Origin of the sequence: Microtetraspora sp. NBRC 13810 (genome assembly GCF_030268685.1) — a bacterium.
Taxonomy (GTDB): Bacteria; Actinomycetota; Actinomycetes; order Streptosporangiales; family Streptosporangiaceae; genus BSRQ01.
In genome coordinates this window covers 135,550-146,967 of sequence record NZ_BSRQ01000024.1, presented here as the reverse complement: position 1 = coordinate 146,967, position 11,418 = coordinate 135,550, and the positions used below count along the sequence as shown (strand labels likewise).

Annotated in this window: 12 protein-coding genes and 1 tRNA gene; 6 read left to right on the top strand and 7 right to left on the bottom strand. The window is 72.6% G+C overall.

What is annotated here, in order from left to right; genetic code table 11:
• Positions 1–131 precede the first annotated feature (131 nt).
• The 7 genes from QSK26_RS35340 to galU form a co-directional block, all read right to left on the bottom strand.
• Positions 132–205 (bottom strand) — tRNA-Ala (locus QSK26_RS35340).
• A gap of 47 nt (positions 206–252) precedes the next feature.
• A complete protein-coding gene (sepX, locus tag QSK26_RS35335) occupies positions 253–936 on the bottom strand; it encodes a divisome protein SepX/GlpR (protein WP_285779684.1) in 684 nt (227 codons plus the stop codon).
• Between the two features lie 124 nt (positions 937–1,060).
• Positions 1,061–1,705: a GNAT family N-acetyltransferase gene (locus QSK26_RS35330; protein WP_285779683.1), complete on the bottom strand. Its 645-nt coding sequence runs from the start codon at positions 1,703–1,705 to the stop codon at positions 1,061–1,063.
• A 56-nt stretch (positions 1,706–1,761) separates the two neighbouring features.
• Positions 1,762–2,241: a MogA/MoaB family molybdenum cofactor biosynthesis protein gene (locus QSK26_RS35325; RefSeq protein ID WP_285779682.1), complete on the bottom strand. Its 480-nt coding sequence runs from the start codon at positions 2,239–2,241 to the stop codon at positions 1,762–1,764.
• Positions 2,238–2,711: a cyclic pyranopterin monophosphate synthase MoaC gene (moaC, locus tag QSK26_RS35320; protein ID WP_285779681.1), complete on the bottom strand. Its 474-nt coding sequence runs from the start codon at positions 2,709–2,711 to the stop codon at positions 2,238–2,240. Before moaC ends, QSK26_RS35325 begins: the two co-directional genes overlap by 4 nt.
• Positions 2,708–3,919, bottom strand: coding sequence for a molybdotransferase-like divisome protein Glp (gene glp, locus QSK26_RS35315; RefSeq protein WP_285779680.1), 1,212 nt, complete (start codon positions 3,917–3,919; stop codon positions 2,708–2,710). Before glp ends, moaC begins: the two co-directional genes overlap by 4 nt.
• Positions 3,920–3,970: 51 nt before the next feature.
• Complete coding sequence (gene galU / locus QSK26_RS35310; RefSeq protein ID WP_285779679.1) at positions 3,971–4,870, bottom strand: UTP--glucose-1-phosphate uridylyltransferase GalU; 900 nt, start codon at positions 4,868–4,870, stop codon at positions 3,971–3,973.
• Positions 4,871–4,883: 13 nt separating this feature from the next.
• Here galU and QSK26_RS35305 point away from each other — a divergent pair, with 13 nt between their 5' ends.
• The 6 genes from QSK26_RS35305 to QSK26_RS35280 all read left to right on the top strand — a co-directional run bounded on the left by QSK26_RS35305 (position 4,884) and on the right by QSK26_RS35280 (position 11,222).
• Positions 4,884–5,465 carry a 5-formyltetrahydrofolate cyclo-ligase gene (locus tag QSK26_RS35305; RefSeq protein WP_285779678.1) on the top strand — a complete coding sequence of 194 codons (582 nt, stop codon included), beginning with the start codon at positions 4,884–4,886 and terminating at the stop codon, positions 5,463–5,465.
• Between the two features lie 67 nt (positions 5,466–5,532).
• On the top strand, positions 5,533–7,038 hold the full coding sequence (locus QSK26_RS35300) for a potassium/proton antiporter (protein ID WP_285779677.1): 1,506 nt from the start codon (positions 5,533–5,535) through the stop codon (positions 7,036–7,038).
• A 112-nt stretch (positions 7,039–7,150) separates the two neighbouring features.
• Entirely contained in the window at positions 7,151–7,474 is a 324-nt protein-coding gene (locus tag QSK26_RS35295) for an FmdB family zinc ribbon protein (RefSeq protein ID WP_285779689.1), read from the top strand.
• Between the two features lie 31 nt (positions 7,475–7,505).
• Positions 7,506–9,485, top strand: coding sequence for an MFS transporter (locus QSK26_RS35290; protein WP_285779676.1), 1,980 nt, complete (start codon positions 7,506–7,508; stop codon positions 9,483–9,485).
• 93 nt (positions 9,486–9,578) lie between these two features.
• The gene (locus QSK26_RS35285; RefSeq protein WP_285779675.1) at positions 9,579–9,941 is read left to right on the top strand and encodes a YciI family protein; all 363 of its coding nucleotides are present in this window, start codon (positions 9,579–9,581) and stop codon (positions 9,939–9,941) included.
• A gap of 36 nt (positions 9,942–9,977) precedes the next feature.
• Complete coding sequence (locus tag QSK26_RS35280; protein WP_502888784.1) at positions 9,978–11,222, top strand: RNA polymerase sigma factor; 1,245 nt, start codon at positions 9,978–9,980, stop codon at positions 11,220–11,222.
• The last annotated feature ends 196 nt before the right edge of the window (positions 11,223–11,418 follow it).

The following is an 11,418-nucleotide window of genomic DNA, read 5'->3' as shown; positions in this document are numbered from 1 at the left end:
CCCGCTCCGCAGTCCCCAAACCAGGACGAACCCGACTCGGAAACCCCTGAAACGACAAGATCCCGCCTGATCTCGATGATCAGACGGGATCCCGTCAACTTCAGTCCAGCCGTTTCAAGAACGGCCCTGGGTGGAGCTGAGGGGATTTGAACCCCTGACCCCCTCGATGCGAACGAGGTGCGCTACCGGACTGCGCTACAGCCCCTTGGGACGGGACTAAGGTTAGCAAACTCTTGGGGGGTCTCGCGCCACTCAGTCGCCGACAGCGCGCCGTGGCAGCTCGGCGTACTGGTCGAAGATCTCTTCCTCCTGGTGGGCCTCCAGGGCGATGATCTCGGCTTCCTGCTGCTGGGCGGCGAGTTCCTCGGCGCGGCGGCGGCGCTCGCGGAGGCGTCTGGCACGTTCCGCGCGGGCTTCGGCGGCGAGGCGGCTGCGGTCGCGGTCGATGCGTACGGCGACGCGGAGGATGGACAGGTAGGCGATCGTGAGGACGCCCGACGGGGCGACGCCCCACCAGGGGATCACCTGGACGGCGGCGGTCACCACGGAGGCGAGGACCAGCAGGGCGCACCAGAACAGCCGGCGGCGGCGGCGCGCCACGATGACGGCCCGGCGGCGGAAGTGCAGGCGGCGCGGGTCCGTGACGGTCGCAGGGGCGGGCGTTTCGGTCTGCGGGTCGGGCGTGGCCTCGCCGTCCCCTGATGCCTCCGCGCCGCCCTCGCCGTCTTCGGTCTCCGACGTCTCGGCGGAGGCGGGGGAAGAGGCGTCCGAAGGCTCTGAGACGGGCTGTAGCGTAATGGGACCGGTACAGTCGCCTGCGGGCGTCTCGGGCTCCTGGAGCTCGACCAGGTCGCTCCTGTCCCGGCGCAGCCACATGGGCACCAGGACGCAGAGCCACATGACGACGATGGCGAGATAGAGGAAGGCGCTGCTCACGACCACCTCCGGGCAGCACGAAGACACCTGGGAACTCTTGGCGTCTTCGATGTGCTCACGTCACGCACCGTAAGACCGCGTGTCACTAATTGACGAGCATTCGGTGCGGTGTGTCGCGAGATCGTCAAACCTCTTCATGGGGGGCGCCACCATGCGCGGCGGCCTCCCTGGCGCGTCTCCACTGGACCAGCAGGCCCCGTGGGGCGTCCTCCACGGTGAGGGCGTAACAGATGTGGTCGCGCCATGCGCCGTCGATGTGCAGCTGGCGCCGCCGAACGCCTTCTTCCCTGAATCCGAGTTTCTCAACCACCCGGCGGCTGGCGTGGTTCTCAGGCCGGATGTTGGCCTCCAGCCGGTGCAGTCCGGTGGTGAAGAAGCAGTGGTCGACGGCCATGGCGAGGGCGGTGGGGATGATGCCGCGGCCGGCCAGGGCGCCGTCGATCCAGTAGCCCACCTGGGCCGACCTGGCCGAGCCCCAGACGATGGCGCCGACGGTGAGCTGCCCGGCGAACACGCCCTCGTGGGTCACCACCCACGGCAGGGCGAGCCCCTGCCTGGCCTCGCGCCGGAGCGTGCCCGTCATCGAGATGTAGGGGCCGAGGCCCGTCCTGAACAGCGGCGTCTCGGGATTGCTCGGCTCCCAGGGACGCAACCAGTTGGCGTTGCGCAGCCGGGTCTCCCGCCAGGCCCGGACGTCGCGCAGGCGCAGCGGCCGAAGCTCCACGGGGCCCTCGGTCAGCGTCGCCGGCCAGCCACGAAGTCGATCCACCTCACCATCATCCCCCCAAGGGGCTTACCGCCGCATCCCCACCTTTTTACGACGTTTCACGATCGCGGATGGTCGCCTCCGCGGATCTGGTCCACCGCGTGCCGCAGGATGGGGCCCAGGACGGCCATGCCGTCCCTCACCCCGCCTGAGGACCCGGGCAGGTTGACGACCAGCGTACGCCCCGCCTGCCCGGCGAGACCCCTGGACAGGACGGACGCCGGCACCTTCTCCCGGTTCACGAGCCTGATCGCTTCGGCGATGCCGGGAATCTCCCGATCGATCACCCGGCGGGTCATCTCCGGCGTGCGATCCGTCGGGGTCAGCCCGGTGCCGCCGGTGGTCACGATCACGTCGTACTCTTCGGCCAGGCCGGTGCGCAGCGCGACCTCGACCGGCTCGCCGTCGGGCACGATCACCGGCCCGTCCACCAGCGCGCACCCGGCGTCGGCGAGCAGGCCGGCGAGCAGCGGCCCCGAGGTGTCGGCGTAGACGCCCGCGGCGGCGCGGTTGGACACGGTGACGACGAGGCCCCTCACGGCCTGGTCCAGACGCCGGTCTTGCCGCCGGTCTTCTCCTCGACCCGGACCCCGGTGATCACCGCGGCCGGGTCCACCGCCTTGACCATGTCGACGAGGGCCAGCGCGGCGACGGTGACCGCCGTGAGGGCCTCCATCTCAACGCCGGTACGGTCGGCGGTCTTCACCCTCGCGGTGATCTCCACGCCGTCGTCCACGACCGCGAGGTCCACCTTGACGCCGTGCAGGGCGATCGGGTGGCACAGCGGGATCAGGTCGGGCGTCCGCTTGGCGCCCATGATCCCGGCGATCCTGGCCACGCCCAGCGCGTCCCCCTTGGGCACCTCGCCCGAACGCAGGATCGCGACCGCCTCGCCGCTCAGCAGCACCTTGCCGGTGGCGCGGGCCGTACGGGCGCCGACGTCCTTGGCGGAGACGTCGACCATGCGGGCGGCGCCGGACTCGTCGATGTGGGTCAGTTTGCCGGTCACAGCGGGATCACCTGAACCTCTGCTCCCTCGGGCAGCTCGGTGACGTCCTCGGGGACGACGACGAGCGCGTTGGCGGCGGCGAGGGCGGCGAGCTGGTGGGAGCCCTGCCCGCGCACGGGGGCGACGGTGGCGGGGCCACCGGGCGGGCGGGAGAGCATCCCGCGCAGGTAGGAGCGCCTGCCCTTGGGCGAGCGCAGCGCCTCGGTGGTGGTCGCGGGCACGCTCCGGTCCGGCTCGGGCGGCAGGCCGCCCATCTTGCGCAGCGCCGGCCGTACGAAGAGCACGAAGGACACGAAGGACGACACCGGGTTGCCGGGGAGCGCGAAGATCGGCACCTGGTCCTCGCCCACCACGCCGAAGCCCTGCGGCATGCCGGGCTGCATGGCGACCCGGTCGAAGCTGACCGTGCCGAGCGGTGAAAGGGCCTGCTTGACCGGCTCGTAGGCGCCCATCGACACGCCGCCGGTGGTGATCACCGCGTCGGCGCGCAGCAGATGGGCGTCGAGCTGGTCGAGCAGGACGGCCGGGTCGTCGGGGACGACTCCGGCGCGGAAGCCGTCCGCGCCCATCTCGCGTACGGCGGCGGCGAGAGCGTAGCTGTTGGACTCCCAGATCTGGCCGGCGCCGAGGGACGAGCCGGGCTCGACCAACTCGGCGCCGGTGGAGAGCACCACGACGCGCGGGCGGGGGCGCACCAGCACCCGCCGCCTGCCGACCCCGGCCAGGATGCCGAGCTGCGCGGCGCCGATCCTGGCGCCGGAGGCGAGCACGGTGTCGCCCGCGTGCACGTCCTCACCGGCCAGCCGGATCGCGTGCCCGCGTGGCGCGGAACGGCCGATCGTCACGGAGACGGTGCCGCCGTCGGTCCACTCCACCGGCACCACCGCGTCGGCGCCCGCGGGCACCGGCGCGCCGGTCATGATCCGCGCCGCGTGGCCCGGGCCGACGGCGTAGAGCCCGCCGTCGCCCGCCGCCACGTCCTCGACGACGCGCAGCGTCACCGGAGCGTCCGGGGTGGCCTCCGCGACATCCGCCCAGCGCACGGCGTAGCCGTCCATCGCCGAGTTGTCGAACGGCGGGAGCGCCACCGGCGAGGTGACGTCCTCGGCGAGCGTGGTGCCGAGCGCGCGCTCCAGCTCCAGCTCCAGCGGCGCCAGGGTGCGCACCGTGCCGAGGATGGTGGCGAGATGCTCGTCAACCGACCGCATCGGACCGCCTCCGTGATCGTGCTCTCCTCGTGACATACCTATCCTCGCTGCTCAGCGGTCATTCAGGAACTCCCGCAGCCACGGTACGAACTCCTCCGCAAGGTCTGGTCGATCGGCCGCGAACTGCACGACCGTGCGCAGGTAGTCGAGCTTGTTGCCGGTGTCGTAGCGGCGCCCGCGGAAGAGGACCCCGTGCACCGGGCCGCCCTCGCCCGGCTCGCGGGAGGCCAGCGTGCGCAGCGCGTCGGTGAGCTGGATCTCGCCGCCGCGCCCGGGCGGGGTCTGCTCCAGCACCTCGAACACCGCGGGATCGATCACATAACGCCCGATGATCGCCCAATTGGAAGGCGCCTCGTCCGCCGGCGGCTTCTCCACCAGGTCGGTCACCCGGACGACGTCGTCCTCCGAGGTGGGCTGGATGGCCGCCGCGCCGTACAGGGAGACCTGCTCGCGTGGCACCTCCATCAACGCCACGACGCTGCCGCCGTAGGTGGACCGCACCTCGATCATGCGCTTGAGCAGCTCGTCGCGGGCGTCGATCAGGTCGTCGCCCAGCAGGCAGGCGAAAGGATGGTCGCCGACGTGCTGTTTGGCACAGAGCACGGCGTGCCCGAGGCCGCGCGGCGTGCCCTGCCGCACATAGTGCAACGTGGCGAGGTCGGCCGGCTCGCGCACCTGCGACAGCCGCTCGTCGTCGCCCTTGGCCTGGAGCACGTCCTCAAGCTCGACCGCGCGGTCGAAGTGGTCTTCGATCGAGCGCTTGTTCTTGCCCGTCACCATGAGGAGGTCGAGCAGTCCGGCGGAGACCGCCTCCTCGACGACATACTGGATAGCGGGCTTGTCGACAATGGGCAACATCTCTTTGGGTGTCGCCTTGGTCGCCGGGAGGAACCGGGTGCCCAGACCCGCGGCGGGAACGACGGCTTTCGTTACGGGGTCGAAGTCAGCCATGAAGGAAACCCTAATGGAGCGACCTGTGGACAAGCTGGAGCTGCGGCGAGAGATCCGTTCGGCCAGGAGGGCGATCCCGGAGAGCGAGCGGCGCGCGGCCTCCACCGCGATCAGGGAAAACCTCCTCGACCGGCCCTGGGTGCAGATGGCGGGCCTGGTGGCGTGCTACTGGTCGGCCGAGGACGAGCCGTCCACACACGGGCTGGTCTTCGCACTGTGGAAGCACGGCGCCACCGTGATCCTGCCGGTGCTGCGCCCCGACGACGACCTCGACTGGGCGGTCTACGACGGCCCGGACACCCTCGCCCCCGGCCGCCTCGGCATCATGGAGCCGATCGACACGCGGCGCGGCGTGGACACCATCCGCACCGCCGCGCTCGTCGTCGTGCCCGCGCTCGCCGTGGACCGGACCACCGGCGTACGGCTGGGCCGCGGCGGCGGCTCCTACGACCGGGCGCTGGCCAGGGTCGGGCCGAACGTGCCGGTGGTCGCGCTGCTGCACGAGGGCGAGCTGATCGACGGAGTGCCGGCCGAGCCGCACGACCGCCCGGTGGGTTTCGCGGCCCTGCCGAGCGGCATCGTCAGAATCGGTTGATCGCCCCAGGCGGCCCCGGTACGACACAATGCCCTCATCGTAGAAGGGAACCGGCGAAGGGAACCGAGTGGTTGTGGATGTCTGGCTGCTGCTCGGCGCCGCCGTGGTCATCGCAGCCGTCATCTCGGTCCGCTTCGCCCACCGCAGCGGGCTGCCCAGCCTGCTCATCTTCCTCGCGCTCGGCCTGCTCCTCGGCGAGTCCGGCCTGGGCATCCAGTTCGAGAACGCCGCGCTCGCCCAGCAGATCGGGCTGTCCGCGCTGGCGCTCATCCTCGCCGAAGGCGGCCTGACCACCTCCTGGCGGCAGGTGCGGTCCGCGGTGCCGACCGCGCTGGTCATGGCCACGGTCGGGGTGGCGGTCAGCATCGTCGTGGTGGCGCTGGCCGTGGAACGGCTGCTCGGCGAGGACTGGCGCACCGCGCTGGTGCTCGGCGCCGTGCTCGCCTCCACCGACGCCGCCGCGGTCTTCTCCGTGCTGCGCAGGCTGCCGCTGCCGCCGCGCCTCGCCGGCATCCTGGAGGCGGAGTCCGGTTTCAACGACGCGCCCACCGTGATCGTCGTCGTGCTGCTCAGCCAGACCCCGGGCCCGGTCCCGAACCCGTGGCAGTTCGTCATGGAAGCCGGCATCGAGCTGGTCATCGGCGCGGCCGTCGGCCTCCTCGTCGGCCCGCTCGGCGCCTACGCCCTGCGCCGCATCGCCCTCCCCGTCTCCGGCCTCTACCCGATCGCCGTCCTCGCGCTGACCTTCGTCGCGTACGGCGGCGCGGCCCTGCTGCACGGCAGCGGCTTCCTCGCGGTCTACATCTCCGCGCTGATCCTCGGCAACACCCGGCTGCCGCACCGCTCGGCCACCCGGGGCTTCGCCGAGGGCGCGGCCTGGCTGGCGCAGATCGGCCTGTTCGTGATGCTCGGCATGCTCGCCAGCCCGATGGAGATGCCGTCCGCGATCGTCCCCGGCATGGTGGCCGGGCTGGTGCTGCTCCTCCTCGCCCGCCCGCTGTCCGTGACGGTCTCGTCGTTCCTGGTGCGGCTCGCCGGGGTCGCCGCGCCGAGCTGGCGCGAGCAGGCGTTCCTGTCCTGGGCGGGCCTGCGCGGCGCCGTGCCCATCGTGCTCGCCACCATCCCGTGGGCTTCGTCGGTGACCGGCGCGGAGGTGGTGTTCAACGAGGTCTTCGTGATCGTCATCGCGTTCACCCTGTTGCAGGGGCCGACGCTGCCACTGGTGGCGCGGCTGCTCCGGGTGGCCGCGCCGGACGAGGCCAAGGACCTGGAGGTGGAGTCCGCGCCGCTGGAGGAGCTCAACGCCGACCTGCTCCAGGTGCGGGTGCCGCCGTCCTCCCTGCTGCACGGCGTGGAGATCTTCGAGCTGCGCCTGCCCGCCGGGGCCGCCGTCACCCTCATCGTCCGCGAGGGCCGCACCTTCGTGCCCTCCGACAGCACCCGGATCCGGACCGAGGACCAGCTCCTGCTGGTCACCACCGCCGCCTGCCGCGACGCCGTCGAGCGGCGGCTGCGCGCCGTGAGCCGCCGCGGCAAACTGGCCGGATGGTACGGCGAGCACGGCGTCGGCTGAACTCGCCCCCGGAATTGCGGACACCGGATTGGCGTTGCACCTTTTCAACTGCGTACCATTAGCAGTCGCACCGATCGAGTGCCAACCGGTGCGGATCACAGAGGAGGAGCGCGTGCCCACCTACCAGTACGCCTGTACCGCCTGCGCCGAGCAGTTCGAAGTCGTCCAGAAGTTCACCGACGACGCGCTCACCGAGTGCCCGAGCTGCAGCGGATCCCTGCGTAAGGTGTTCTCGGCCGTCGGCATCGTCTTCAAGGGTTCCGGCTTCTACCGCACCGACAACCGGTCGTCCACCAGCACGACCGCGGCCGGCAAGAGCTCTTCGACGGAGTCCAAGAGCACGAGCGAGTCCAAGCCCGCCGCCGACTCCGGCAGCGGCGGCGGCGCCGCCAAGAGCGAGCCGAGCAAGCCCGCCGCGGCGTCCACCACCTCGTAACCACCTCACCACCCAGGGTTATCCTGCTCGTGTGGAGGATCGCGGGGGGATCACTCCGGTAGCGGAGGTCGGCGTCGGCGCGCCGCGACGGCAGCGCGGGCCGGTGCTCGTGCTGTCCGCGCTCGTGGCCGGCCTGGTGCTCGCGGCGCTCAGTCAGCTCGTCGTGGCGGCGGCACTGCCCACGATGGCGGGCGATCTCGGCGGCCTGCGGCACCTGTCGTGGGTGGTCACGGCCTACATGCTCACCGCGACCGCCGGCGCCCCGCTGTGGTTCCGGCTCCGCGGCAGGCACGCCTCCAAGACGCTGCTGGTCGCCGCCATCACCGTCTTCCTCGCCGGGTCGCTGCTGGCCGGCCTGTCGGAGACGATGGGCCAGCTCGTCGGCTCCCGCGCGATCCAGGGCCTCGGCGGCGGCGGGATGATCGTGCTCGCCCAGGCCGCCGCCGAGGAGGTCGTGCCCGCCCGCCACCGGGGCCGCTGCCAGAGAGTCCTCGGCGTCGTCTTCGGCGTCGCCAGCGTGGCGGGCGTGCTCCTCGGCGGGTTCCCGGCCGAACACGGCGGCTGGCGGTGGCTCTTCTACCTCAACCTGCCGGTCGGCGTCGCCGTACTCGCGGTCGTCGCCGCCGCGCCGCGCCGTGGGGAACGCGTGGCCGCGTCCAGGACCGGGATCGACTACCTCGGCGCGCTGCTCCTCTTCGCCGCCGCCACCACCCTGGTCCTGCTGGAGTCGCTGGACGGTTTTGGCGCCGCCCCGATGATCGCCGGTCTGCTGGCGGTCACGGCCGCGCTGCTCACGGCCTGGGTCATCACCGAACGGCGGGCCGCCGAGCCGATCCTGCCGCTGCACCTCTTCGCCGTCCCGGCCTTCGCCCTGTGCTCGGCCATCGGCTTCGCGGCCGGTTTCGCGCTGTTCGGCTCCATCGTCTTCATCCCGATGTTCCTCCAGGTCGTGCACGACACGGGGGCGGGGGCGTCCGGGCTCTTCCTGTGGCCGGCCGTGGCGGGCCTGCTGGCCGGGTCCGCCGTCAGCGGGCGTCTCGTCGAGCGCACCGGGCGTAGTCGCACGTTCCCGGTCGCGGGCGCCGGGCTCACCGCCGTCGCGCTCTATCTGCTGTCCAAAATGGGGCCGGAGACGTCGTTGCCGGTCATGGGGCTCTTCTTCCTGCTGATCGGCCTCGGGCTCGGCATGGTCACCCAGGTCCTGGTGACCACGGTGCAGAACGCGGTGGGCTACTGCGACCTCGGTACGGCCACCGCCGGCACCGCCTTCTTCCGCAACCTCGGCGGCGCCTGCGGGGCGGCCGTGTTCGGTTCGATCTTCACCGACCGGCTGGGCGCCGACGTCGCCCGCGTGCTGCACACCGCCGACCTGCCGCCCGCCGTGAGCGCCGTCGCCCGCGGCGACCCGACCGCACTGGACCGGCTGCCGCCCGACGTGCGCACCGAACTCGTCGCCGCCTACTCCGACGCCATCACGGCCGCCTTCGTGTGGGCGGTGCCGATCGTGGTGCTCGCCTTCGTGCTGGCGCTGCTGCTCAAGAAGACGCCGCTGCACGACACCGCCCGCGTCCCCGACTACGGCGAGGGGCTCGGCTGCGTCCCCACCCAGCGCACCTGCGACGCCGAGGCCGAGCGGATGCTGAGCGTCCTCGTCCACGACACCCCGTGCACCAGCGACGTGTACGCCGACCTCGCCGCCCGCGCGGGCGTCGACCTCCCGCCCGACGCCCTGCCGGCCCTGTGCCGCGTCGCCAGGGCCTCCCGCGTCCCCGCCGCCGCCGAGCACCCGGCCCACGTCGAGCACCTGGTCGCCGCCGGTCTCGTCCAGCGCGTCCCCGGCGTCTTCCTGGAACTCACCGAAGCCGGCCGCTGTACGGCGGAGCGCCTGGTGAACGCCCGCGCCGAAACCCTGCGCGGCCACGTCGACCACTGGTCCCCCCAGACCCATCCCGCGCTGGACGCCCTGCTCCACCGCCTCGCCAGAGATTCCCTCGGCATCGATCCGTCCTGATCTGTCGATCCGGCGGGCCGCCGTTCGTACAGAGGGCGGAAGCGTCACACACACGTCGCACACACGTCGCACCCGCCAGGGAGCCCCCGAACCATGAAGCACTATCTGCTCAGCATCCAGCAGCCCGACGGCGGCCCCCTCGCCCCCGAGGCACTGGAGCCCATCATGCGCGACGTCGAGGCCGTCAACCGGGAGCTCAGGGCCGCCGGCGCCTGGGTCTTCGCCGGCGGGCTGCACGAGGCGGCCACCGCCACCGTCGTACGCGTCCGGGACGGCGAAGTCCTCACCACCGACGGCCCCTACGTCGAAGCCAAGGAGCACGTGGGCGGCCTGACCGTCATCCGGGCGGCCGACCTCGACGCCGCGCTGGACTGGGCCGGCAGACTCTCCCGGGCCACCACCCTCCCCGTCGAGGTGCGCCCCTTCCAGGGCGCCCCCGAAACCCATCTCCCCTGACCCGCCCCGGGGCCGGGCGGACGCGGAGCTGACATGATGCCCGACGTGCCGGATGTTCCCGCCTCGGATGTCGAGCGTGTCTTCCGCGCGGAGTACGGCCGCGCGGTGGCCGTCCTGGTCCGCGACTTCGGCGACATCGACCTCGCCGAGGAGGCGGTCCAGGACGCGTTCGCCGTGGCGGCGCGGCGCTGGCCGTCCGGCGGGCCGCCGCCGAGCCCGGCCGGGTGGATCATCACCACCGCCCGCAGCCGGGCGATCGACCACCTCCGCAGGGAAGCGTCCCGCGCCGACCGGCACGCCCGCGCCACCCTGCTGCACGCCCCCGACGACCCCGACGACCCCGTGCAGGAGGGGCCGGTGCGCGACGACAGACTGCGCCTGATCTTCACCTGCTGCCATCCCGCGCTGGCCCCGGCCACCCAGGTCGCGTTGACGCTACGGCTGCTGGGCGGGCTCACCACCGCGGAGATCGCCCGCGCGTTCCTGGTGCCCGAGCCCACCATGGCCCAGCGGCTGGTGCGCGCCAAGGGCAAGATCCGCGACGCCCGCATCCCCTATCGGATCCCGGACGAAGCCGACCTGCCGGACCGTCTCCGGGCTGTCCTGGCGGTCATCTACCTGATCTTCAACGAGGGTCACACGGCCAGTTCGGGCGACCGCCTGGGCCGCGACGACCTCGGCGCGGAGGCGATCCGCCTGGGCCGCCTCCTGGTGGGTCTCATGCCCGACGAGCCCGAGGCCGCGGGCCTGCTCGCCCTCATGCTGCTCACCGAGTCCAGGCGCCCGGCGCGCACCGGGCCGGACGGCGTCCTCGTCCCGCTGGCCGACCAGGACCGCACCCGCTGGGACCGCACGCTGATCGCCGAAGGCCAGGCCCTCGTACGCGCCTGCCTCCGGCGCGACCGCCCCGGCCCGTACCAGATCCAGGCCGCGATCAACGCCGTGCACAGCGACGCCCGTACGGCGAACGCCACCGACTGGCGCCAGATCCTCCACCTGTACGACCACCTCCTCACCCTCACCCCCACCCCGGTCGTCGCTCTCAACCGCGCGGTGGCCGTGGCCGAGGTGGCGGGCCCGGAGGCGGCGCTGGCCCTCCTGGACCCCCTCGACCTGCACGGCTACCACCTCTTCCACGCCGTCCGCGCCGACCTCCTGAGCCGCCTGGGCCGCCACCCGGAAGCCGCGCACGCCTACCGGACCGCCCGATCACTGACCGGCAACGCCGCCGAACAAGCCTTCCTGCAACACCGCCACCAGTCCCTGCCCCCTACCCCGTAAACCCGCACCCGCCCTGCACCCACTCCCCTCGCCGTAGACCCGCGCCCGCCCAGCACCCGCCCCCCGCCGTAAACGCGCGCCCGCCCTGCGCCCGCCCCCTTCGCCGTGACCCGCGCCCGCCCCCGGCCCCCGCACCGCTCCCTTAGCCGTAGATCCGCCCCACCCCCGGCACCCGCCTCGCCCTCGCCCTCACGTC

Excerpts from the sequence above, each read along its gene's own strand:
- QSK26_RS35285 (WP_285779675.1), top strand. The coding sequence starts at position 9,579 with ATGAAGCACTATCTGCTCAGCATCCAGCAGCCCGACGGCGGCCCCCTC.
- QSK26_RS35305 (WP_285779678.1), top strand. The coding sequence starts at position 4,884 with ATGGAGCGACCTGTGGACAAGCTGGAGCTGCGGCGAGAGATCCGTTCG.
- glp (WP_285779680.1), bottom strand. The coding sequence starts at position 3,919 with ATGCGGTCGGTTGACGAGCATCTCGCCACCATCCTCGGCACGGTGCGC.
- galU (WP_285779679.1), bottom strand. The coding sequence starts at position 4,870 with ATGGCTGACTTCGACCCCGTAACGAAAGCCGTCGTTCCCGCCGCGGGT.
- QSK26_RS35280 (WP_502888784.1), top strand. The coding sequence starts at position 9,978 with ATGCCCGACGTGCCGGATGTTCCCGCCTCGGATGTCGAGCGTGTCTTC.